The following is a 23167-nucleotide window of genomic DNA, read 5'->3' as shown; positions in this document are numbered from 1 at the left end:
AAGAAAAGATTGGATAATAACTTAATGAATATCGAGAATTTAGTACAGCAGGCTCAGGAAGCTGGACTTTCGAATTTTATGATTCAAAACCCAATTGAAGCAAAAGGTGGTAATCGTAAATCGGGTAATAAATCCCGTGGTAACCGTTCGAGTGGTCGAAAAAGCAGTGGTCGTCATCGTTCAAGCGGTTGTCGTAGCACAGGTCGACGCTCAAGTAGACGAAGAGGCACAGGCCGTCGTAGTAGCGGCAGACGTTCAAGTTCATGCTTTAAGAACGGTTCGTTATTCGATTAGGAAATAAGGTACAAGCACTTATTTATATTTTTTATAAGTGCTATTTCAGTTAAACCATAGATTGAATGACTGATGGAGATCTGCATCAGTCCTTTTTTTATGTGATATGCTAATAAAAAAAGAGTAGTGGAGGCTTCCAAATGTATGATGTTGCAATCATTGGTGCTGGTGTAAGCGGAATCTTTATGGCTTACAAACTAACGCTAGAGCATCCGGAGTACAAGATTATAATGATTGATAAAGGGAAGAGACTTTCCGAGCGAACGTGTAAAGCTGAGTCCAAAAGTAGCTGTACTTGTGAGGTTTGTGATCAATACATAGGATTTGGTGGACTTGGTAAGTCAGAAGGGAAGTTCAATTATACAAATGACTTTGGTGGAAGTCTTGATAGAAAAATAGGTAATCAAAAAGCTGAGGCGCTTATGTCTGAAGTAGATGATGTCATTTGCTCTTTTGGAGGTGGTGAAGCAGATCTTTACCATACTCATAGCCCACATTTACAACAACAAGCAGAGATTCATGGATTAAAAGTATTAACTACTTCTGTAAGACATCTTGGGACAGCTCTTTCTACTTCCGTTATTCAAAGGTTATATAACTATTTATCAAAGCGAATTGAGATATGGTTTGAGACAGATGTTTCTTCTATTAACAAAGGAGAGCTATTCGTTCTCGAAACAAACCAAGGACCTGTGATGACAGAAAAGGTTGTGATTTCTACTGGTAATAGCGGTGGCCAGTGGATGTACGACCAGTGTGAGAAATTGGGACTCAAGCCAGGTCCATCTCGCATTGATTTAGGTTTGCGTGTAGAAATGCGTGGTAACCAGCTTGACCAAATGTTGAAAGAAACATTTGAGACAAAGCTCCATATTGCAGGGGACGGGTATGAAGGTACGACCTACTGTATGAATCCAAATGGAAGAATCATTCGAAAGTATCAGCATGGTCTAGTTATGGCGGATGGACAGAATATGCGTGAAGAAAAGACACCGGGGAGTAATTTAAATTTCACGTTATTTATTCCTTCATTATTTGATACGAAGAAAGAGGCTGATCAATTTGCTGAGAATGTTATTGGTGACATTAATCGGCAGAGGGCTCGAATTGTGGTACAGCGTCTACAGGATTTGAAAAATGATAGACCTACTAACGATTACGTGATCGCTCAGAATGGAATTCAGCCATCTTTGGAAGCTGAGGGCGGGAACTTAGTCGATGAAGTACCTGAGAAATTTGTGAGAGGCCTTCTTGAATTTCTAGATGCTCTTCAAAACCTGTTAGGAGAGCCAATCGATGATGATACGTTAGTTTACGGAATGGACGGCAAATTCTACGAACCAAAGATTAGAACGAGTGATCAATTTGAAACGGAAGTACCAGGGCTTTATTTAATTGGGGATTGTTCTGGAGAAACACACTCTTTATCACAAGCTGCTGCCAGCGGTTTGTATGTAGCCCAATACGTATAAACAAAAAATCGGCTCATGGCCGATTTTTGTGTGCTAATTAAGAATTTATGAAACTGGTGACTCAGATAATGATTTTTCCCTCTTTGAAAAAAACTTAAGTGTGAAAATGGACAACGCTATAATAGCAATTAGAGATAATCCAATATAGAGGTTACTATAAATAAGATTATCACCCGTTCTTGATAGTGGATTCATAGTAAAGGAAACATCTTTCATATCAAGAAGACGTCCAAAAATAGCTGAACTAAAAGCGCCTGCCATGAAGTTCAATAAATTAAAAATACCCATTCCCACGCCGTTCTGGTTATCTGGAAGGATAGTGGAAAGCAAGTCTGCCGTCGAACTTTGGATAAGTGGGAAGCCAAGATAGGCAATTAAAAGACATGGAGCAATCACCCATGCGTTGTAGCCTGAAAAGGTTGATATAAAGAATGTTCCACCGGCAATAAGGATAAGTGCCAGTCTAACAACAACAGTGGCTCCTTTTTGTTCGATAATCTTTCCACCGACCTGACCAATCAAGCCAGCTGCCATTGCTCCAGGAAAGAGTACTAGGCCAATGTTTAACGTAGACAATCCGTTCAAATCCCTTAGCATAATGGGAATCACAAAAATAAGTCCAAATAAAGCGGACGTTCCTAGAAAACTAGTAAGAACGGTGATGGTGTATTTTGTGTTCTTTAGTATAACTGGATCAATAAAAGGATTCTTGATTGTAAAAGTTCTCCATAGGAAGAGAATAAAAAATACAATAAAAGTTACGAGTAAATACCAATTCAATATTGTGATATAAAACAATAGCGATGCAACGGAGATTGCCATAAGAGATGCTCCTGGTAAATCGATGGAGCCTTCACGTTTTTCTTCATCCGGAAGCCACTTTCGGAACAGTGGTATAGCAAGTGCCGTTGCCACTGAGAATAGAAAGAGGAAGCGCCAGTTCAGAGTACCGCCCACAACGCCTCCAATAATCGGGCCAACTCCAGATGCGAAGGCAACAGTGGAAGAGATTAATCCGAAAACCCGGCCTTTTTCTTTAGGAAGAAAACGAATTGGAACGATGAAAGCAAGTGCTGGTATGGTAGCTCCTCCAACTGCTTGAAGAATACGGGCAGCGAGAAGAGTTGGATAGTTCGGTGAAAGGAATCCAATAAAAGCGCCAAGTGAGAAAATACTAATTCCAATTGTGAAAAGTGTTTTAATAGGATAGATGTCAGCTAGCTTTCCGTACATCAATGAACCTATTGCAAACACTAGAATATAAGCCGTTAACACCCAGCTTACTTCTGAAGGGCTGAGGTTAAACGAAGCCGCGATATCAGGAATAGCTACATTAAACATCGTTCCATTCATAACGGCGAAAGCTAGAATTGTACAAACAAGGATAATAAGCCTCTTTTTTTCAGATGCATCTAACGTTGCATGTTGATATTCATTTGGTTGAGTCATAGTTACCCTTCTTTCCATTTAACTGTTTTTCAATTTATTTAGTAACACGAAATAATGCACAGACCTTTTAATCATAGTGGCTAATGAATGGAATGTAAAATATGTTGCCTTGGCCATTTTGACAAGGCAACACATTTTTCCAGTTATAGACAACCCTTTACTTTTGGATTATGATGAGATTGGAGAATCTGCTCAAGTGGAGGAACGGCTATGCCAACTATTAAAGATGTTGCGAAGCGCGCTGGTGTTTCGCGAACAACTGTATCAAGAGTTCTTAACGACAATGGCTATGTGAGCCATGAAGCTAGGCAGCGTGTCGTAGAAGCGGTTAAAGAGATGGGGTATATTCCTAGCGCTCATGCTAAGACGATGCGAACGAAGCGATCAGGGGTTATTGGTGTGATTCTTCCAAGAATCAGCACTGAAACAGCTAGTAGAGTTGTAAATGGAATTGAAGAAGAATTGGCAGCAAATGGCTATCAAATTCTATTAACAAATACGCAGTTGAAACCCGAGAAGGAAATTCAAAATATTAAACTATTGAAAAGTCGTCAGGTAGACGGCATTATTTTACTTGCAACAAACCGAAATCAAGAATTGCTTGAAACCATTGCTGACTTATCAATTCCTTTTGTTGCACTTGGCCAGGAACTTACCGGTGTCACATCCGTTGTTTATGATGATTACAATTCAGCATTTGACGTAACAGAGTCCTTTATTTCAAAAGGCCATCAACATATTGCTTTTATAGGCGTACCTGAAACAGATCATGCCGTTGGGGTTGTTCGCAAGCAAGGATATCTAGATGCTATGGCAAAGCATCATCTTCCTATTAAAGAAGAGTGGATTCAGCATGGAAACTTCAGTTTTGAATCAGGGTATCAAGCTGCGAAACAGTTAATGGAAGATACACATGTTAAGCCGAGCGCCCTCTTTGCAGTAACAGATCGAATGGCCATTGGTGCACTGGGTTATCTGAAAGAAAAGCAAATTGACGTTCCTGGTAAGGTAGCATTATTTGGTATAGGAGCTTCGGATTTATCTCGGCATGTAACACCACCGTTATCGACTGTAGACTATTTCAACGAAGATGCTGGCCAAAAAACTGCGCAGCTTATTTTAGAGAAGCTAACAGGAAAAGTTCTAGAAAAAGAAAAAATAGAACTTAACTATAGACTTATTAAAAGAGATAGTGTATAGTAGCTTTTGAAAGCGATGTCACTTCTTTTTTCAATGATGTGGAATCGTTCACATACGTAACAAACTGTCTTTTTACAAGAAACTTTGAAAATATAATTCAGAAAATGTAAACGTTAGCATTCATTTTCTAAGCAATATGGAATCGATACCACACTAAGAGAACACTGGAGGGGGAAATTAAGATGGCGACAAATCGTGAAATTGCGCAGGCAGTCATTGAAGCTATTGGTGGGCAGGAGAATATTCAATCAGTCGCACACTGTGCAACAAGACTTCGCATTATGGTTCATGATAAAGAGAAGATTAATCAAGAAAAAGTAGAGGAAGTTGAGAAAGTAAAAGGTGCTTTCTATAATTCTGGTCAATATCAAGTGATTTTTGGAACTGGAACAGTTAATCGTATTTATGATGAGGTAACAGCACTTGGTGCAACAGGTTCGACAAAGGCAGATCAAAAAGAAGAAACTGCTAAACAAGGAAATGCATTTCAACGTGCTATTCGTTCGTTTGGTGACGTATTTGTCCCAATTATTCCAGCACTAGTGGCAACGGGATTATTTATGGGACTACGCGGTCTCGTTCTACAAGAACAGATCCTTGCGCTTTTCGGCTTAACGCCAGGAGATATTTCCGATAACTTCATTTTATTTACACAAGTATTAACAGATACAGCCTTTATTTTCCTACCTGCGCTTGTAGCCTGGTCAACGTTCCGGGTATTCGGAGGAAATCCAACCATTGGGTTAGTGCTCGGTTTAATGCTTGTTACACCGGCACTTCCTAACGCATGGGCAGTAGCAGCAGGCGATGCAGAGCCGCTTAAGTTTCTTGGGTTTATTCCAGTTGTAGGGTATCAAGGTTCCGTAATACCAGCGTTCGTTGCTGGTTTACTAGGTGCCAAGCTTGAGAAGCGAATTCGTAAAATGGTTCCAGAATCATTGGATCTTATTCTAACACCGTTTCTTGTTCTGTTAATTATGATTACACTGTCGCTATTTGCGATTGGACCAATTTTCCATACTGTTGAAGAGTACATTATGGCAGGAACGATCTATATTCTTGATCTTCCATTTGGTTTAAGTGGTTTAATTATCGGATTCTTCCACCAGATTATCGTTATTACTGGTGTGCACCATATCTTTAATTTCCTTGAGATTCAACTTTTCGAAAACCTTGGCTTCAACCCGTTTAACCCAATTATCTCTGCTGCAATCGCAGCACAGGGTGGAGCTGCACTTGCAGTTGGATTAAAAACGAAGTCTAAAAAGCTGAAAGCACTAGCGCTTCCGTCATCCCTCTCTGCATTCCTTGGAATTACGGAGCCAGCGATCTTTGGTGTTAATCTTCGCTACATGAAGCCTTTTGTTATGGGACTTATCGGAGGTGCTGTCGGAGGATTCCTTGCTTCCCTATTTAAATTGAAAGCAACGGGTCTAGCCGTGACCGTTATCCCAGGTACACTTCTTTTCTTAAATAGCCAAATTTTCTTGTACCTACTCGTTAACATCATTTCAATCGGTATCGCTTTTGGTTTAACTTGGGCGTTCGGTTACAAAGACGGAATGCTTGATAAATAGAAATAACGAAGGGGTCCTCATAGAGCGGCCCCTTTTCAAAATTTAAAAGGTATAGGTGATAAAGATGCTGAACCGAAATGATGAATTAAAGGAATTAGCGCTAAAAGAAATGGAAGCACACCGTGAAACAGTTGCAGGTGATCATCACCGATCTCATTTTCACCTGATGCCACCGGTAGGTCTATTAAATGACCCAAATGGATTTATTCAGTGGAATGGTGTCTATCATGTATTCTTTCAATGGATGCCATTCAAAACTGATCATGGCGCCAAGTTCTGGGGACATTATACCTCAACTGATTTAGTTTATTGGGAGCTTGCTCCAACCGCCTTAACTCCAGGGGATTGGTACGATAAAAATGGCTGTTATTCTGGTAGTGCGATCTCTCATGAAGATAAGATGCTCCTATTCTATACGGGTAATGTGAAAGATGAAGAAGGAAACCGTGAAACGTATCAGTGTCTTGCAGAATCAACGGATGGGTTTCACTTTGACAAGAAGGGCGTTGTACTAAATCTTCCTGAAGGGTATACCGCGCATTTCCGTGATCCAAAAGTATGGCAGCATTTAGATAAGTGGTATATGGTCATCGGAACGCAGAATCTAGACGAAGAAGGTAGAGTAGTACTGTTCGAATCTAAAGATCTAAAGAACTGGGAACTAAAAGGTGATGTAACAGCTTCAGGTCATCAAGAGCTCGGTTCGTTCGGTTACATGTGGGAGTGTCCTGACTTATTTGAATTAGACGGAACAGACGTCTTACTATTTTCTCCTCAAGGAATAGAGGCTGAGGGTGACTTATATCAGAATGTGTATCAAACAGGATACCTAACTGGCAAACTTGATTATGAAGATGGGAAATTATCTCATGGCTCGTTTAATGAACTTGATCGTGGCTTTGAATTCTATGCTCCTCAAACGACACTTGATGAGAATGGACGACGCCTGTTAATTGGTTGGATGGGCGTTCCTGAACAGGGAGAAGAACATCATCCAACAAGAGAGCATAAATGGATTCATATGCTAACCATTCCACGCGAGCTGAACTACGTGAATGGCAAATTGATTCAACGCCCTGTGCCAGAACTAGAAGTATTGCGTCACCAAAAAGTAGAGAAAACGGCGAACCTATCTAATGAACAAATTGAATGGGCAGACATGAACGGAACTGTTTATGAATTACTGCTACAACTTAGAAAAGTAGATGGTTCTTTCTCTATTCATTTTAGAAATTATTCCTCAATGGTATTCGATTCAAAAGAGCAGAAACTAACGTTTAAACGAGAGAGCTTTATCGACGGGAAAGAGGAATCTCGTAGTTGTTCAATTGCAGAAGTAAATGAGCTTCGTTTCTATGTGGATGCTTCTTCGATTGAAGTATTTGTAAACGGTGGGGAAGAGGTCTTCACTTCAAGAATATTCCCTAATAAGGGTGATGATAGTCTTGTATTCAATGCTGTTGGTGAGGTTGAATTCAAAGCAACCAGATGGAAACTAAATTAAATAATAGCAGAATAAAGCCCCGGCATTTTATTGGCGGGGCTTTATTCTGCTTTCGACACTTTTAGCACATTTAAACTGTAGCAAAATGAATAATAGTATTACAATAAACCTGCCTTAGAATAAGGAAGAGCTTAATAGGCAAGCGCTATTTTATCCATTATGGTTAAAACATTCCATAAATATGAACAAAATATGTATGAAATGTGTCGAAAAAGTGATAGAAACATGAGCAACTTTTGACACTTTGTGACATGTGTCACATTCAATATAAGAACCTGCTACAATAACCAGTGTTAACAGGTGTTTACTGTCATTTTTTGTTTAAAATCTAGTTATCTAATATAGAGAAAGAAAGGAAGGTGGCCTGGCGGTGAAGCGAATGAAGTCGATGCTTGCGCTTGGTATGATTCTAGCAGCTATGGTACTGAGTGGCTGTAGTAACTTAACAGTACTTGATCCAAAAGGACCAGTTGCGGAGCAACAAGCAAATCTAATTCTATTCTCAATTGGGTTTATGCTCTTTATTGTAATTGTTGTATTTGTTCTATTTACTCTAATTCTAGTAAAATATCGCGAACGTAAAAGTGGTCCTGAATATGAGCCTCCACATATTGAAGGTAACGTATTCCTTGAAATCGTATGGACTATTATTCCGATTATCATTCTAGTGGTGCTAGCGGTTCCAACTGTTCAAACGATTATGGCTCTAGAGGAAGCTCCTGAAGCAACTTCACACAAAGACCCGATTGTTATACACGCTACATCGGTTGATTGGAAGTGGGTATTTAGTTATCCGGAAGAAAATATTGAGACAGTTAACTATATTCATATCCCAGAAGATCACCCTATTCTATTCAAACTTGCTTCTGCAGATTCAATGGGTTCGTTCTGGATTCCATCACTTGGCGGACAGGAATATACAATGTCAGGTATGATGAATGAGCTCTATCTACAAGCGGATGTGCCTGGAGAATATAGAGGCCGTAACGCTAACTTTACGGGTGAAGGATTTACAGAGCAGACGTTTACTGTAACGGCTGAATCACAAGAAGAATATGAAGATTGGGTGGCTGAGGCACAAGATGCTCCTGAACTTACTCAAGAAAAGTACAATGAACTGATGTTGAAAGGTCATGCGGAAGAGATGACTTTCTCGGAAACACACCTTCAATGGGTTGATCATGGAATGGATGCCGAATACGCAACCAAAGTGCGTAACGGCGAATCAACTGACAAAGATGAGTCCTCAGACATGGATCACTCAGACATGAACCATGATGACGACAAAAAAGACTCTGAGGGACACTCGCATTAAGAGAGGAGGAAGACACCATGAAACTGGATGAATTTTTTGTTACCGGTGATCCACTAATATATGGCGCTGACGTTTCGATTGCGTTAACGTTGATCGGAGCCATCTTCGTCTTAACCTATTTCAAGAAGTGGAAATGGCTATGGACGGAATGGTTAACAACAGTTGACCATAAGAAACTAGGTATAATGTATATCATCGCAGCTGTTCTTATGCTATTCCGCGGTGGTGTAGACGCCATGCTAATGAGAGCGCAGTTAACGGTTCCAGATGCTGGCTTCTTGGACGCAAATCACTATAACGAAATCTTTACAACACACGGAACGATCATGATTATCTTCATGGCGATGCCGTTCTTAATTGGTTTAATTAACGTTGTCGTTCCACTACAAATCGGGGCACGAGACGTCGCATATCCGTTCTTAAACGCAGTAAGTTTCTGGACGTTCTTCATGGGAGCTATGCTCTTTAACATTTCATTTGTTATTGGTGGCTCTCCATCTGCTGGTTGGACAAGCTATGTTCCTCTAGCTGGACTTGAACTAAGCCCAAGTGTTGGGCAGAACTATTATCTACTCGGCTTACAGATTGCCGGGATTGGTACATTACTAACGGGTATTAACTTCCTCGTTACAATTCTGAAAATGAGAGTACCATCAATGAAGCTGATGCAAATGCCGATCTTCACATGGTCTTCATTAATTACAATGGTTATTATCATCTTTGCATTCCCGGTTCTTACCGTGGCACTTGCACTTATGACATTTGACCGTCTGTTTGGAAGTCACTTCTTTACTATGATGGATGGCGGTATGCCAATGCTTTGGGCAAACCTATTCTGGATCTGGGGTCATCCTGAAGTGTATATTGTTATTCTTCCAGCATTCGGTATGTTCTCAGAAATTATTAGTACATTTGCACGTAAAACAATCTTTGGTTATAAAGCAATGGTTTACTCCATGGTTATTATTGCCGGATTAAGTTTCCTTGTATGGGTTCACCACTTCTTTACAATGGGAGCGGGTGGAGCAGTTAACTCATTCTTCTCCATCACAACGATGCTAATCGCCGTTCCGACCGGGGTGAAGATATTCAACTGGCTTTTCACACTGTACAAAGGACGAATACGGTTTACGACAGCGATGCTGTGGGCACTAGCCTTTATCCCGAACTTCGTTATTGGTGGGGTAACAGGGGTTATGCTAGCGATGGCTGCAGCTGACTATCAATATCACAATACGTACTTCCTTGTTGCTCACTTCCACTACGTGTTGATCTCAGGTACGGTATATGCTTGTTTCGCAGGTCTATACTTCTGGTATCCAAAGATGTTCAATCACCGCTTGAACGAGCGTCTAGGAAAATGGAGCTTCTGGATTTTCGTAGCAGGTTTTAACTTGTGTTTCTTCCCGATGTATTTCCTAGGTCTTGCTGGAATGCCTCGTCGAGTATACACATACGGAGTAGCAGATGGTTGGATGAACCTGAATGTTCTTGCGACATTCGGTGGCCTGTTAATGGGAATTGGCTTCTTGATTCTTGTTTACAACATCTACTACAGTTTCCGCTATTCTCCACGCGAAACAACTGGAGATCCGTGGGATGCAAGAACGCTTGAATGGGCAACACCTGCACCAGTACCACACTATAACTTTGCACATCTTCCAGAAGTAAAAGGTCATGATGCATTCTGGATTATGAAAGAAGAGATAAAACAAGGCAAGAAACCAGAAACGAAACCATACAAACCAATTCATATGCCAAGCTATTCAGGAGTACCTGTTGTAATGAGTGTGTTCTTCTTTATCTCAGGATTCGGAATGGTCTTCTCATGGCACTGGATGTCAATTCTCGGATTAATTGGTGTTCTAGCAACAATGGTTATTCGCTCATTTGATTACGATAAAGGCTTCTACGTTAGCGTAGAAGAGATAGAAGAACATGAAAAGACTAATTACTAAAGGAGGCGTGAAGCATGGAAGCAGTCGAACATTCTCCTAACACGCCTTTAGAATATCAGACGGAAACGGGCCGTCTGAATATTCTAGGCTTCTGGATTTTCCTCGGGGCAGAGATTGCGCTCTTCTCAACACTGTTTGCGACTTACTTAGTTCTAGTAGGACGTACGGCAGGCGGACCGGGCCCAGAAGAGCTTTTTGAAATATCAGGTGTGTTAATTGAAACATTCTTGCTACTCACAAGTAGTTTTACTTGTGGATTAGCGATTCATTATATGAGAAACCACTCTCTTAAAGGATTGTTTCTCTGGTTGGGAATTACACTAGCGCTTGGACTAGGGTTTCTAGGATTTGAAATCTATGAGTTCGTGCATTATATCCATGAAGGTGCTGCACTGACAACAAGCGCTTATTGGTCAGGGTTCTTTGTACTAGTAGGTACGCACGGTGCCCACGTTACGATGGGTATTGCATGGATTTCCTTGATACTAATTCAGTTGAAACAACGTGGTTTAACACCAGATACAACAAGAAAGGTGTTCATCTCAAGTCTTTACTGGCACTTTCTTGACGTTGTGTGGATTTTCATCTTCACAGCAGTCTACTTGTATGGGATGGTGATGTAAGATGGCCTCTAATAACGAGCAGACAAATAGTCATAACCACTTTCCATGGAGCCATGTTGTAGGTTTCGGTCTTTCGATCGTATTAACGTTATTAGCTCTTTGGATTGGGTTCTACTCAGGATATAGTCTCACCACAATTATGGTGATTGTGGTAGGACTAGCGCTAGTACAAGCAGCAATTCAGCTCTTAATGTTTATGCACATTACGGAGAGTGAAGATAGTAAAGTTCAATTAGGTACGATTCTATACGCCGTGTTTATTGCTGTTGCTGTTGTGGCAGGATCCATCTGGGTTATGTCATTCGGCATGCATTACATGTAACAAAAAAAGCTGTTCACCTGGAAATGGTGAGCAGCTTTTTTGAATTATTCTTTAGTTGGTGACATCTTCTTCGCAATGGAACGTTCCTTAAGGAATGGACGAGCAAAGATGAGATATGCAGCAAGATGTGCAAAGAGAACATTAATAACGAATAGTGTAATAAAGAGTGTATGTGCTGCCGGAGTCATCCCTCCACCAATATAGAAGATAAGAAGAGCCCAAATCGCTACAATAAACGGTGTATGCGCAAGTGCAAGCTTTCTATATTCCTGCCAGAGGAACAACGGTGTTGCTGTAATTACGAAAAGATATACCATATATACGTCCATAGTGAACAACTCCTTTTATTGATAACGCTTACATATTGTATTTGTGTCGAAACCAAGAATAATTTGTGAATGTTTTGTTACAATTAGTATACCACAATTGTTTGAAAATTGTACACATATTTGAGATTTATTCGGTCAAACTTTATGCTGTAAGTAGATTGAATAGAAAGTGGGATTAGGAATGAAGAGGATATTATTATTCATTATATGGCTTGGATTTATTTTCTATTCAGTATTTATAGCTCCAAGCGGTAATGGTAACTACTTGTCTGATTTAATAACAATGAACGATCCAGATCCCGGCTTACTCGCAATGTTTTCATTGCTTGGTGTTTGGCCAGCCGTTTTTGCTATATTGCTCCTACGTTCAGATCGAGGTTCAGTACCAGCATGGCCATTTGTTCTTGGTTCATTTGTTTTAGGTGCATTTAGCTTATTGCCATATTTTATTCTAAACAGGAAAGTAGAGCGAGCAAATCGAATACCAGTTAAGTTACAGCGTTTTCTCTCATCTAATGCTCTCGCAGTGATTCTTATGCTAGTAACGATTTTTCTAATGGGATATGGCATTATGGGAAGAGAGCCTGGTGTGTATGAGACGGCGTTTCTTGAATCCAATTTCGTACATGTTATGACGATTGATTTTGTTGTGTTAACTTTTTTATCCATCCTCGCCTTACGAGACCGTGATCAGGTGACTGGACTTTACGGCTTCATTCCTATTATCGGACCACTTATTGTTACAATGAAAAAATAACATCCGTCACAGGAGGACAACGATGCGTAAACTTGAAAACCATGAAGTAATGGATGCCATTCGACTTTCCGAATATGCTTTTCAATATCAAATTCCTGAAGCAGAACTAGAAAAACGAAAAGATGGCTATCTTCAGCATGAAATATGGGGAGATTTTGAAGGGGAAGAGCTTGCTGCCAAACTTCACTTAATTGATTTTGAGACCTGGTTGGCAGGAAAGACATATGCTATGGGTGGCATTGCTTCCGTTGCGACATATCCCGAATATAGGAGGGGCGGACGTGTGGCACAGCTCCTTCGTCATGCTCTTTCAGAAATGAAAAATAAAGGACAAACGATCTCTTTTCTACACCCATTTGAAATTTCGTTTTACCGTAAATTTGGCTTTGAAGTTCTGAGTAGTTGGAAAAAGCTCAAATTGAAAAAAGAAGATTTTCAGCCATTGCCTCGCGTAAGTGGAAGAGTACGACGAATTCCACTAGAGCAAGTGTATGAGACACTTAATCCCGTATACGAAACGTTCGCAAAACGCTTTAATGGTATGCTCGTTCGGACAGAACAGTGGTGGAAAGAACGTGTGTATTCAGAAGGGTTCTTATTTGCAAGCTATACAAATGAGGATGGAGAAATAACAGGATACGCTTATTATCAAGTGAAAGAACGTACACTTGAAGTAGAAGAGTTTGTGTGTCTGGACGGTGAAGCAAGACGAGGCCTATGGAATTATCTTTGTCAGCATGACTCGATGATTGATGGCGGTACGCTCCTAACGCATGAGAATGATCCATTCACGTTCCTCCTTTCGAATCCTAAAGTAAATACGAAAGTAGAAGCCTATTTCATGGCACGAATTGTAGATGTGGAATCTTTCTTAACTCAATATCCTTTTGATTTGAGTGAAAACGAATCACTTTTCCTACATATTAATGATGACCATGCAGTGTGGAACAACGGGAGTTTTCATATTAAGAGTGATGGAATAGATGTGTATCGAGGCAATAAAGAAAATGCATCATGTGATCATCCACCAAAGCGCGGACTTCGCTGTAATATCAATACACTTACGGCAATTCTAACCGGGTATCAGAAACCTGAGTTTCTTTATGAAGCTGGGTTGCTCCAAGGACCTGAGAAGGATTTGAAACTTTTAAAGAGGATTGTGCCTGAAAGGGAAACGAATTTTATGGATTTTTTCTAGTGTGATAGAAACTTTGAAGTTTTACACGAAATATAATCTTTATTTACCGTTAAGATTTCTCTTGTTATTTAGGTGAAAAAGCACACTTCTAATTTAAGAATTGTGCTTTTTTGAATACAAACTCTAACTAAATGTTTGGATATAATTGTTTTTGTTGAAGGTCAAGTATCCCTTTTTTCGCGACTTTTTCCAATGATAAAGCTCACAATCAACACTAAGATAATCGAGCCTATGATAGCTGGGATAATGCTAAATCCACCGATATCCGGTCCCCAATTACCTAATATTAGCGTACCTAACCACGCACCAACAAATCCTGCAATAATATTTCCAATAATACCTCCAGGAACATCGCGGCCCGTTACAACACCAGCAAGCCAACCAATAATACCACCAATGATTAAACTCCATATAAATCCTATTGAAAACACCTCCAAATTCTCATTACCCTTACTGTATTGTTCTATGCTTAAAGAATAAAACACGAGGGTTTCTGTATATATTTTGCTAAATGCGTAATTCTATTCAATTGTATTTGTACGAATGAATTAGTGTTAGTATGCTACTCGTTCATAGTACAGTTATTTATTAGAGAGTAAAACCTACTCATCCATCGTTTTCTTTTGTAAGTGTTAGAGAACATTCTAATGTTTTGACCTAAGTAAATTCGGTTAAACTCACCTCTATAATACAAGGAGGGTAACAATGGATATAAAGAAAGTGAAACTCGGAAAAAGTGAAGTAGTAGCAACAAGAATTGCTCTCGGTACGTGGGCGATCGGTGGCTCCGGCTGGGGCGGAACGGATGAAGATCAATCAATTGAGACGATTCATGCAGCTATCGATAAAGGAGTAACAATGATCGACACAGCACCTGCTTATGGTCAGGGTCTATCTGAGGAATTAGTAGGTAAAGCTATTGCTAGCTCCAATGTGAAGCGCGAGGATCTTGTTCTTGCAACGAAAGCTGGTATTGGATTTACTGATGATGGAAACTATCGTGATACAAGACCAGAACGTTTGGAGCAAGAACTTCATGAAAGTCTTGATCGCCTCCAGACAGATTATATTGATGTGTATCAAATTCACTGGCCTGATACGGATGTATCGATAGAAGAGACAGCAAAGAAGATGAAGGAATTCTATGATCAAGGCAAGATTCGAGCGATTGGTGTTAGTAACTTTAGTCCTGAGCAAATGAATGAGTGGCAAAAGTATGCGCCGATTCATACGTCTCAGATGCATCTAAACATGTTGCAGCGCTATCTCATTGATTGGTTTGAGTATTGTAAGAAGAACGAAATCGCAACGCTATCGTGGGGATCACTTGCTCACGGTATGCTGACAGGAAAGTATTCGAAAGATGCAAGCTTCTCTGATGACGATTTGCGCAGTAAAATTGACTTGTTCCAGGGTGATCGCTTCCCAAGTATGATTGATGCTGTTGGAGAGTTAAAGGATCTTGCAAATAAGAAAGATCGTAACTTAATCCAGCTTTCTATTCGCTGGCTTCTTGATCATCAGCCAGGAACCGATGTTGCGCTTTGGGGTGCACGTAAGCCATCACAAATGGACGGTGTTGAAGGCGCGGACGATTTTGAACTATCGAACGATGACCTCCAGTTGATAGATGAGATACTATATAAGCATGTTGATGATTTAGAGAACGGTAGTTTGAAGGAATATGGACCACCGTTGCGTTCACAATTGCAAGAGAACTAATGGGTAGATAGCACGCTCAATTGTGAGCGTGCTTTTTTTGTTATGAGTATAAGAAGTGATTGAGTTTACAACATGATTTTGAAATAATTGGTAGTGTGTTTATGATGATAAAGAAAGAAGGCATGACTCATGTTCAATCACTTGAAAAAAGGTGATAAAATTGGCATTTTCACACCGTCTTCACCTGCGACAGTGACGGCGCGTACTCGGTATGAACGTGCCAAGGCATTTCTAGAAGAGAAGGGATTTGTCATTGTAGAAGGCAACCTAACAGGTAAAACGGAAATTTACCGATCAGGAACACCCGAAGCGCGAGCTGAAGAATTTAATGAGTTAATAAGAAATCCAGAAATTAGAATGGTCATGTCTACAATTGGCGGTACAAACTCAAACAGTATGTTGCCGTACATTGATTACGAAGCGTTTAAGAAGCATAGGAAGTTAGTTGTAGGTTACTCAGATGCCACAGCTTTATTGCTTGCTCTCTATGCAAAGACTGGAATCACAACTTATTATGGACCTGCACTTATCCCTTCATTTGGCGAGTTTAAGCCACTTGTGAATGACACCTATCGTTACTTTGAAAACTATTTTATGAATGCAAGTTCACTTCCATATGAAGTCCCAATGCCTCTTCTGTGGTCAGATGAACCAGTAAATTGGTTAGAAAAAACAACCGAGAAAAAACTTTATGAGAACGAGTGGATATCAGTCAATGAAGGTGTGGCAGAGGGGCGGTTGATTGGTGGAAACGTGAACGCCATGTATGGATTCATAAGCTCAGAGTATTTTCCTGAAGTGAAGCAAGGAGATATTCTATTGCTAGAAGATTGCTCGAAAAATGCAGCGGTTGTTGAGAAGAATTTCGCGATGTTAAAACTGAGTGGACTTTTTGATAAAGTATCAGGAATTATCTTAGGGAAACACGAGTTGTATGATGATTTAGGAACAAGTAAGAAACCACTAGATCTTCTGTTAGAACAGCTGGATGGTCGCAAAATTCCTATTTTAGCAGAGTTTGATACATGTCATACGCACCCAATGCATCCTTTAGCAATTGGTAAGAAAGTGAAGATCGATACAAGGAAGAAGAAAGTGTATTGTACTGAAAATTGGATTTGAGTTTTGGTCAATAAACAGGGGAACTTTTGCGTGAAGTTCCCCTGTTTATATTTTTATGAGATTAAAACGGGTTTGTTGCCCACTGCAAGGATTGCTTAATGAAAATACGCGGATGCAATTTAAGCTGACCGATCATATATTCAGCAATATCTTCAGGTTGCATGTATTTCTCTTTATCCTGTTCGGAAAGCTTGTCACCGAATGCGAGCTCTGTTGCGACAAGACTTGGATTCAGTGTGAAGACACGAATGTTATTTCGTCGTACTTCTTGCATAAGCGCTTCTGTCATTCCTTGAATTGCGAATTTCGAAGCACTATAAGCCGTTGACCCAGACGTTCCTTTAAGACCGCTACTCGAAGAGATGTTAATGATGTCTCCGCGATCTTTCTCAATCATTTGTGGCAGAACTGCGCGGGTGACGTGATAGGTGCCATACACATTCACTTCAAATGTGTGCTTAAAGTCTTTAGGGTCAAGTTCTAGGAATGGACCGTACAATCCAATGCCTGCGTTATTGATGAGGACGTCAGCTGGACCAAGATTCTTTTCTAGGTTAGCAACAGCTTCATTCACTTCCTCAATCTCTGCAATGTCAGCAGTGGCATAACTTGCATCCACTCCAAGCGCTTTTGCTTCATCTGCAACTTCTTTTAGTTTGTTTTCTGTTCGTGCGATTAATCCTACGTTTACACCTTCTCTAGCAAGTTCTAGAGCCGTAGCGCGTCCGATTCCGCTACTTGCGCCTGTGACGTAAGCAATTTTCCCTTTTATTGCTTGTGCCATTTCGAATCATCCTTTCTAGTATCCTTTTCCTTTTCAGTGTACGGTTTGGAGTAATAAGTTTCAAAGATAATGAATGCAATTGCACCGCTTTTAAACACTACTATGTTTAGTTCAACCAGATAACGGTAACAGTCATTAGGAAGGCAAATACAAGAAAATGGTAAAAGACAGGTAACAAATCTGAAACAAAAAAAGGAGTTTTTTACATTATGCGTAATCACTTAAAACATTTCATTAATGGCGAGTGGGTTGAATCAACTGGTTCAGAAACGTTTGAAGTGGTTAACCCAGCTACAGAAGAAATCATTGGCAAAATTAGTTTAGGAACAAAAGAAGATCTAGATAAAGCGGTAGCTGCAGCTCGTGCGGCATTTCCATCTTTTTCTCAAACAAGTAGAGAAGAGCGCGTTGAAATGCTTGAGAATATTGCTGCAGAGTATGCGAATCGTAAAGAAGAAATCATTGACGTTATTACGGAAGAGTTAGGTTCTCCTCGCTCCATATCAGAGAAGGTTCATTACAATATGGGATATAACCACTTTTCTGAGGCAGCTAAGGCATTGAAAGAGTTCTCTTTCTCAGAAGACCGTGGTGATCATACCGTTGTGAAAGAATCAATTGGTGTTAGTGGACTCATTACACCTTGGAACTTTCCAACGAACCAAACGTCAACGAAAATCGCAAGTGCATTTGCGGCAGGTAGCCCAGTCGTTCTGAAACCTGCAGAAATTACACCTTTTGCTGCGATTATCTTAACTGAAATTTTCGAAAAAGTTGGCGTTCCAAAAGGTGTATTTAACCTCGTGAACGGTACAGGCGAAACAATTGGGGACGGCATTAGCTCACACCCTGATATTGATTTTGTATCCTTTACAGGTTCAGCAGGTGTTGGTGAAAAAGTAATGAAAAATGCATCAGAAACGATTAAAAATGTGGCACTCGAACTTGGCGGCAAATCTCCATTCGTTATGCTAGAAGATGCAGATGTAGAAAAAGCGGCAAAAGCAGCTGTCAGTCATATCGCAACAAATTCTGGTCAGGTTTGCTCAGCAGGAACAAGAATGATTATTCCAGCTTCAAAGAAAGAAGCGTTTGAAGAAGCAGTGAAAAAAGTACTTCCAGAATTTCCTGTAGGTGATCCACAAGATAAAAACTATGTTGGACCACTCGTATCACAGAAACAGTGGGATACTGTTCAATCTTATATTGAAAAAGGAATCGATGAAGGTGCAACGCTCATTGCTGGCGGAACTGGTAAGCCAGACGGCATTGAGAAAGGATATTTCGTTAAACCTACCATCTTTACTGACGTGAAGAATGACATGGTCATCGCTCAAGAAGAAATCTTTGGACCAGTCATGTCCATTATCACGTACGAAACAATTGATGAAGCGATTGAAATCGCAAATGATACAGTATATGGCTTAGCAGGCTATGTGTTCGGAGAAGATAAAGAAACGCTTCGCAAAGTAGCAACAAGCATCCGCGCTGGTCGTATTAAAGTGAACAATGCTGAACTCGACTTTTCTGCACCATTTGGTGGCTATAAGCAATCAGGAATCGGCAGAGAGTGGGGCGACTTCGGAATTGAGGAGTACCTTGAGAAGAAAGCGATTCTTGGGTATCCAGCATAAGATGATGATATAGGAAAACATGATTAAGAGCAGCTGTCGAATGGCAGCTGCTCTTTTTTTAGGCTCTATTCGTAGCCATTGTTGCTGTAAATGTAGTGGTAGATTTCCGCTTCAGGATGCTCGCTTTCCGCGGGGCGGGCGGTGAGCCTCCTCGGCGCATAAAAACATTGCGCCTGTGGGGTCTCACCTGTCCCGCTCAACCCGCAGGAGTCGAGCATCTTTTCGCTCCAATCAGCTAAGTGTTTCCTTTTTACAAAAAAACTTTTAAAAGCAACAATCTCTTAGGAAAGAGCCTTTTATTATTTCAATAGATCATAAAGAGTTAACCTCAACAATTACAAGAAAATGGTACAGTAATGGTAGCATAAGTAAGGAGGTGCGTCATGTTTCTCTTTTTCCTTATTATCGTCAGCGGTGTTGTAGGGTTTTTATTAATAGGCTTAAAAGAAATTGGACTGATTATTGGATTCGCAATCATAGTAGGTTGTTTAATTCGAGGACTCTATTTGCTTCATGAAATCAATCGCAAGCTAGATCGAGAACAGGTTGAGTAGTTTGTAAGTTATTTAGATATAATATTGAAGTAATCCTGGGGTGAAGTGGACGAATCAGTTTATTTATATGGTGACTGCAGAATTCAATATATAATAGCATTAACAGAGACTTCTTTTGCTTGGAGTCTCTTTTTTGTTCGTTATTTCTTGTATCAATCTACTGGTTAACAGATTCCTTTTTAATATTTTTTTAAAAGAATGAAACCGTTCGGACGTTCATTAAGTCTATAGAGGGCAAGGTGGAAGGAGGTAATAAATTGAAAGAACAAGATGAACTTATTTATGAAGATGATAATTGGAATAAATCAGTCTATGAAGACGAAGTTGATGAGTTAATTAGAAATCACTCTAAGCAAGTATTCATATTAGCTTTTTCGTACGTTAAAGATCACTCCCTAGCAGAGGATATAGCCCAAGAAGTTTTTTATAAGTGCTATACAAACTTACATAAGTTTAGAAACGATTCTTCGATAAAAACCTGGATATCTCGTATAACGGTAAACACTTCAAAAGATTTTTTAAGAAAAAGGAAATTTAATTTGCTTCAATCCCCATCGGATATTTTAGAGAGGTTTTTAAAATCGAAAAGCACAGAAGAAGAATTCTTAGAAAAAGAAAACAACCAGAGTGTAATGGAGAAAGTATTAGATCTTCGTCCTAAATATCGAGAAATTATTATACTTTATTACTTTCAAGATTTTAGTGTTGGAGAAATAGGCCAAACGTTAAAAATGAACCCAAACACGGTAAAAACAAGATTATCGCGAGGAAGACAATTGTTGAAAGAAACAATGGTGGAATGGGAAGGAGGAAATTATGAAGCGGGAGATTGAAAAAGGAAAAGTAGAGTTTGATCAGCAATATTCGATAGAGCAAGAAGAGAGCATTAGAAGAAGAGTAAAAGATAGACTTAGACAACCTCAACGAACGATTACTAGTAAACGCAAACTTGTATATTTTTCAGCTGTGGCAACGCTAGTTCTTGGTTTAATAGTAAGCTTATCATTTGTTTCGCCATCAATGGCATCAGTTATCTCTAAAATACCGTTTCTAAACGATTTGATGGATAAAGAAGAATCGATCGGCGTAGATTCCATTGGAGATCTTTTAATTCATGAATTAAAAGAAAGAGATTATAAAGTTAGTAATGGAACAAATATTGATTTTAGAGAAAAAACGATTTCTTTTGGAGTAACTGGCTCAGAGGAATATTATCAAAATAATAAGGAAGATATTATTGAATATAGTCATGCTATTTTAGAAGCACATGAACTTGAAGCCTATAAAGTAGAAGTTGGGTTCCCTAAAAACGAGGAACCTTATGACGATGGTGTTTCGGCAGAAATGAAACGGAAGTATGCTGAATACGAAAAGAGAAGTTTAAAATTAAGCGAAGAGATTTCTTCAAGCCTTAACGAACGTCATTACAAATTTAAATCAGCTGATGTTTGGATTAATGATCAAGTGAAAAATATTTCACTCGAAATACCTGTATCAGAATCAAGAATAGAAGAAATAAAAGAAGTAGTTAGGAAGGTCGCAGAAGAAAAGGAATCTGGAAAATTCACTATAAAAGTATATCGGTATGATCCAGTTAGAGAGGAAGCAGAAAGAAGATGGAGTCCAGTTATAGATACACTTGTAGAAGGATTAATTGGTAAGGACGATCTTCAAGTAGAATTAGTTGGATTCACCTTCTACTCTGATCCATACAAATTATCAGTAGATACTGCAATTAAAGAATCAGATCCTAATGCTCTGATAAAAGCTGAAAATATAGAAGAAGAGATCCATACATTTATTAACTCAGAGAAGATACAAGAGATTGTAGAGGGAGATGATTATCAAGTTGTAATATATAGTAAAGAAAATAAGGAGATAAACTAAGTTTGCAACCTGCTCTACTCCCCCAAGTCTAAATAAAAATCCCACTAAATAAACAGGCCTCCTAACCATAGAGGCCTGTTTATAACTACATTGCTTCTTGCTTTCCTTCTTGATCATTTTGTCCTGAAGCGCGCTTAATCATGGAAGCGACTACGAAAATAGCAGCTAGTATGATCGCGACGATGACAAGGAACAGAATGTTTGAAGAAAGAAGTTCCATCAAGCCTCCTAGTAGGAGTCCAACTACAGCGAAATCTGAATCTCCAAAAGTTGTCCCTTGGAATCCTAATGAGCCAAGGACTGGAAGAAGAAGAGCTGGCAAGAAGCTAATCATTAAACCGTTTGCCATTGAGCCAAACACGGCTCCTTTCCGACCACCTGTTGCATTTCCGAATACGCCTGCTGCTGCACCTGTAAAAAAGTGAGGGACTAGCCCGGGAACAATGACTTTAAGTCCCATTAGCGGTAGAAGGAACATGCTGAGTAATCCTGCAATAAAGCTAAAGAAAAACCCGATGATGACCGCATTGTTTGCGAATGGGAAAACGGCTGGGCAATCGAGTGCAGGTGTTGCATTAGGAACGATCTTATCTGCAATTCCTTTAAATGCTGGAACGATTTCAGAAAGAAGCATTCGAACACCAGCAAGGATGATGTATACGCCTGCTGCGAAAGTAAGCGCCTGCATAAACGAAAAGACTAGAAAATTTGTGCCACCGCTTAACTCTGATTCAATGAACGCTGGGCCAGTGAAGAGGGCGACGACGAAGAAAAGAATGGCCATTGTAAGTGAGACTGACACAGATGTATCGCGTAGGAAGTTAAGCGATTTTGGAACTTTAATTTCCTCAGTCGATTTAGAGTTTTTACCGACTGCTTTTCCAACAGCCGCTGCGATTAAATAACCGAACGTGCCAAAGTGGCCGATGGCAAAATCATCACTTCCTGTGATTTTTCTTGTATATGGTTGCAAAAGAGCAGGTAAGAGAACCATAAGAGCTCCAAGAATAATAGACCCAGTAATAATCATAGTAGCGCCACTAAAGCCACCAGTTGAAAGAATAACAGCAATGAGACATGCCATGAACATCGTGTGGTGACCTGTTAAGAAGATGTATCGAAAAGGTGTTATACGTGCAAGGATAATGTTCACAACCATACCGAATAGCATGATCATAGCTGTTTCTGCACCAAATGCATCCTGTGCTAATGCAACAATTGCTTCATTATTGGGGATAATTCCTTGGATTTCAAAAGCATGATCAAACATGCTACTGAAGTTATTAAGGGAGGCGACAAGCACGCCAGCGCCTGCCCCCAGAATAACAAATCCCATGATTGTTTTTAATGTGCCTGAAATGACATTTGCTATATCTTTCTTTTGAAGGAGAAGACCGATAAGGGCAAATAACCCTACAAGTATCGCCGGTGTCCCTAGGATATCTCTCATTATAAGATCGACCATG

The 23167-nt window shown here is 39.8% G+C and carries 22 protein-coding genes; 17 read left to right on the top strand and 5 right to left on the bottom strand.

Features of this window, described 5'->3' with window-relative positions; translation table 11 throughout:
* The first annotated feature begins 9 nt into the window (after nt 1–9).
* On the top strand, nt 10–294 hold the full coding sequence (locus JI666_RS08585; RefSeq protein WP_206890792.1) for a hypothetical protein: 285 nt from the start codon (nt 10–12) through the stop codon (nt 292–294).
* A 140-nt stretch (nt 295–434) separates the two neighbouring features.
* Entirely contained in the window at nt 435–1766 is a 1332-nt protein-coding gene (locus JI666_RS08580) for an NAD(P)/FAD-dependent oxidoreductase (RefSeq protein WP_206890791.1), read from the top strand.
* Nucleotides 1767–1811: 45 nt separating this feature from the next.
* Here the strand turns inward: JI666_RS08580 and JI666_RS08575 are convergent, their stop codons facing one another.
* On the bottom strand, nt 1812–3215 hold the full coding sequence (locus JI666_RS08575) for an MFS transporter (protein ID WP_206890789.1): 1404 nt from the start codon (nt 3213–3215) through the stop codon (nt 1812–1814).
* 210 nt (nt 3216–3425) lie between these two features.
* Here JI666_RS08575 and JI666_RS08570 point away from each other — a divergent pair, with 210 nt between their 5' ends.
* The 7 genes from JI666_RS08570 to qoxD all read left to right on the top strand — a co-directional run bounded on the left by JI666_RS08570 (nt 3426) and on the right by qoxD (nt 11714).
* Nucleotides 3426–4415, top strand: a complete 990-nt coding sequence (locus JI666_RS08570) for a LacI family DNA-binding transcriptional regulator (RefSeq protein WP_206890787.1) — start codon at nt 3426–3428, stop codon at nt 4413–4415.
* A gap of 182 nt (nt 4416–4597) precedes the next feature.
* Entirely contained in the window at nt 4598–5992 is a 1395-nt protein-coding gene (locus tag JI666_RS08565; RefSeq protein WP_206890785.1) for a sucrose-specific PTS transporter subunit IIBC, read from the top strand.
* A gap of 64 nt (nt 5993–6056) precedes the next feature.
* Entirely contained in the window at nt 6057–7496 is a 1440-nt protein-coding gene (locus tag JI666_RS08560; RefSeq protein WP_206890783.1) for a sucrose-6-phosphate hydrolase, read from the top strand.
* A 379-nt stretch (nt 7497–7875) separates the two neighbouring features.
* The gene (gene qoxA / locus JI666_RS08555) at nt 7876–8811 is read left to right on the top strand and encodes a cytochrome aa3 quinol oxidase subunit II (RefSeq protein WP_206890998.1); all 936 of its coding nucleotides are present in this window, start codon (nt 7876–7878) and stop codon (nt 8809–8811) included.
* 17 nt (nt 8812–8828) lie between these two features.
* Entirely contained in the window at nt 8829–10769 is a 1941-nt protein-coding gene (qoxB, locus tag JI666_RS08550) for a cytochrome aa3 quinol oxidase subunit I (RefSeq protein ID WP_206890782.1), read from the top strand.
* 14 nt (nt 10770–10783) lie between these two features.
* Complete coding sequence (gene qoxC / locus JI666_RS08545) at nt 10784–11392, top strand: cytochrome aa3 quinol oxidase subunit III (RefSeq protein WP_206890780.1); 609 nt, start codon at nt 10784–10786, stop codon at nt 11390–11392.
* Between the two features lies 1 nt (nt 11393).
* Complete coding sequence (gene qoxD / locus JI666_RS08540) at nt 11394–11714, top strand: cytochrome aa3 quinol oxidase subunit IV (protein WP_206890775.1); 321 nt, start codon at nt 11394–11396, stop codon at nt 11712–11714.
* 44 nt (nt 11715–11758) lie between these two features.
* Here the strand turns inward: qoxD and JI666_RS08535 are convergent, their stop codons facing one another.
* Nucleotides 11759–12043: a spore morphogenesis/germination protein YwcE gene (locus JI666_RS08535; protein WP_206890772.1), complete on the bottom strand. Its 285-nt coding sequence runs from the start codon at nt 12041–12043 to the stop codon at nt 11759–11761.
* 181 nt (nt 12044–12224) lie between these two features.
* On the opposite strand from JI666_RS08535, the gene JI666_RS08530 reads away from it, so the two are divergent.
* Together JI666_RS08530 and JI666_RS08525 are read left to right on the top strand one after the other, a co-directional pair.
* Nucleotides 12225–12800 (top strand): hypothetical protein, encoded by a 576-nt coding sequence (locus JI666_RS08530; protein WP_206890770.1) that lies wholly within the window; start codon nt 12225–12227, stop codon nt 12798–12800.
* Nucleotides 12801–12822: 22 nt separating this feature from the next.
* The gene (locus JI666_RS08525; RefSeq protein ID WP_206890768.1) at nt 12823–13998 is read left to right on the top strand and encodes a GNAT family N-acetyltransferase; all 1176 of its coding nucleotides are present in this window, start codon (nt 12823–12825) and stop codon (nt 13996–13998) included.
* Between the two features lie 161 nt (nt 13999–14159).
* On the opposite strand, the gene JI666_RS08520 is transcribed toward JI666_RS08525, so the two are convergent.
* Nucleotides 14160–14420 carry a GlsB/YeaQ/YmgE family stress response membrane protein gene (locus JI666_RS08520; RefSeq protein WP_206890996.1) on the bottom strand — a complete coding sequence of 87 codons (261 nt, stop codon included), beginning with the start codon at nt 14418–14420 and terminating at the stop codon, nt 14160–14162.
* 283 nt (nt 14421–14703) lie between these two features.
* Between JI666_RS08520 and JI666_RS08515 the strand changes: the two genes are divergently transcribed.
* Nucleotides 14704–15720 (top strand): aldo/keto reductase, encoded by a 1017-nt coding sequence (locus JI666_RS08515; protein ID WP_211201473.1) that lies wholly within the window; start codon nt 14704–14706, stop codon nt 15718–15720.
* A 129-nt stretch (nt 15721–15849) separates the two neighbouring features.
* Nucleotides 15850–16842: a S66 family peptidase gene (locus tag JI666_RS08510; RefSeq protein WP_206890766.1), complete on the top strand. Its 993-nt coding sequence runs from the start codon at nt 15850–15852 to the stop codon at nt 16840–16842.
* Nucleotides 16843–16903: 61 nt separating this feature from the next.
* Here JI666_RS08510 and JI666_RS08505 read toward each other — a convergent pair whose 3' ends face one another.
* Nucleotides 16904–17626, bottom strand: coding sequence for a 3-ketoacyl-ACP reductase (locus tag JI666_RS08505; RefSeq protein WP_206890758.1), 723 nt, complete (start codon nt 17624–17626; stop codon nt 16904–16906).
* 209 nt (nt 17627–17835) lie between these two features.
* Between JI666_RS08505 and JI666_RS08500 the strand changes: the two genes are divergently transcribed.
* The 4 genes from JI666_RS08500 to JI666_RS08485 all read left to right on the top strand — a co-directional run bounded on the left by JI666_RS08500 (nt 17836) and on the right by JI666_RS08485 (nt 21701).
* On the top strand, nt 17836–19260 hold the full coding sequence (locus tag JI666_RS08500; RefSeq protein WP_206890751.1) for an aldehyde dehydrogenase family protein: 1425 nt from the start codon (nt 17836–17838) through the stop codon (nt 19258–19260).
* A 383-nt stretch (nt 19261–19643) separates the two neighbouring features.
* Entirely contained in the window at nt 19644–19814 is a 171-nt protein-coding gene (locus JI666_RS08495; protein ID WP_206890748.1) for a hypothetical protein, read from the top strand.
* A gap of 257 nt (nt 19815–20071) precedes the next feature.
* A complete protein-coding gene (locus JI666_RS08490) occupies nt 20072–20647 on the top strand; it encodes a sigma-70 family RNA polymerase sigma factor (RefSeq protein ID WP_206890747.1) in 576 nt (191 codons plus the stop codon).
* Nucleotides 20631–21701, top strand: coding sequence for a DUF4030 domain-containing protein (locus JI666_RS08485; RefSeq protein ID WP_206890745.1), 1071 nt, complete (start codon nt 20631–20633; stop codon nt 21699–21701). The genes JI666_RS08490 and JI666_RS08485 overlap by 17 nt, the downstream gene beginning before the upstream one ends.
* An 85-nt stretch (nt 21702–21786) precedes the next feature.
* Here the strand turns inward: JI666_RS08485 and ulaA are convergent, their stop codons facing one another.
* The gene (gene ulaA, locus JI666_RS08480; RefSeq protein WP_206890743.1) at nt 21787–23166 is read right to left on the bottom strand and encodes a PTS ascorbate transporter subunit IIC; all 1380 of its coding nucleotides are present in this window, start codon (nt 23164–23166) and stop codon (nt 21787–21789) included.
* Nucleotide 23167 lies beyond the last annotated feature (1 nt).

It is taken from the genome of Bacillus sp. NTK071 (genome assembly GCF_017303315.1).
Classification (GTDB): domain Bacteria; phylum Bacillota; class Bacilli; order Bacillales; family Guptibacillaceae; genus Guptibacillus.
The sequence above is the reverse complement of the archived record's forward strand: the minus strand, read 5'-3'. Positions and strand labels throughout refer to the sequence as shown.

Coding starts and splice junctions, on each gene's coding strand:
- JI666_RS08580 (WP_206890791.1), top strand. CDS start 435: ATGTATGATGTTGCAATCATTGGTGCTGGTGTAAGCGGAATCTTTATG.
- JI666_RS08500 (WP_206890751.1), top strand. CDS start 17,836: ATGCGTAATCACTTAAAACATTTCATTAATGGCGAGTGGGTTGAATCA.
- JI666_RS08535 (WP_206890772.1), bottom strand. CDS start 12,043: ATGGACGTATATATGGTATATCTTTTCGTAATTACAGCAACACCGTTG.
- JI666_RS08515 (WP_211201473.1), top strand. CDS start 14,704: ATGGATATAAAGAAAGTGAAACTCGGAAAAAGTGAAGTAGTAGCAACA.
- JI666_RS08570 (WP_206890787.1), top strand. CDS start 3,426: ATGCCAACTATTAAAGATGTTGCGAAGCGCGCTGGTGTTTCGCGAACA.
- JI666_RS08510 (WP_206890766.1), top strand. CDS start 15,850: ATGTTCAATCACTTGAAAAAAGGTGATAAAATTGGCATTTTCACACCG.
- JI666_RS08485 (WP_206890745.1), top strand. CDS start 20,631: ATGAAGCGGGAGATTGAAAAAGGAAAAGTAGAGTTTGATCAGCAATAT.
- qoxD (WP_206890775.1), top strand. CDS start 11,394: ATGGCCTCTAATAACGAGCAGACAAATAGTCATAACCACTTTCCATGG.
- qoxC (WP_206890780.1), top strand. CDS start 10,784: ATGGAAGCAGTCGAACATTCTCCTAACACGCCTTTAGAATATCAGACG.
- JI666_RS08505 (WP_206890758.1), bottom strand. CDS start 17,626: ATGGCACAAGCAATAAAAGGGAAAATTGCTTACGTCACAGGCGCAAGT.
- JI666_RS08495 (WP_206890748.1), top strand. CDS start 19,644: ATGTTTCTCTTTTTCCTTATTATCGTCAGCGGTGTTGTAGGGTTTTTA.
- JI666_RS08530 (WP_206890770.1), top strand. CDS start 12,225: ATGAAGAGGATATTATTATTCATTATATGGCTTGGATTTATTTTCTAT.
- ulaA (WP_206890743.1), bottom strand. CDS start 23,166: ATGGTCGATCTTATAATGAGAGATATCCTAGGGACACCGGCGATACTT.
- qoxB (WP_206890782.1), top strand. CDS start 8,829: ATGAAACTGGATGAATTTTTTGTTACCGGTGATCCACTAATATATGGC.
- JI666_RS08565 (WP_206890785.1), top strand. CDS start 4,598: ATGGCGACAAATCGTGAAATTGCGCAGGCAGTCATTGAAGCTATTGGT.
- JI666_RS08575 (WP_206890789.1), bottom strand. CDS start 3,215: ATGACTCAACCAAATGAATATCAACATGCAACGTTAGATGCATCTGAA.
- qoxA (WP_206890998.1), top strand. CDS start 7,876: ATGAAGTCGATGCTTGCGCTTGGTATGATTCTAGCAGCTATGGTACTG.
- JI666_RS08525 (WP_206890768.1), top strand. CDS start 12,823: ATGCGTAAACTTGAAAACCATGAAGTAATGGATGCCATTCGACTTTCC.
- JI666_RS08560 (WP_206890783.1), top strand. CDS start 6,057: ATGCTGAACCGAAATGATGAATTAAAGGAATTAGCGCTAAAAGAAATG.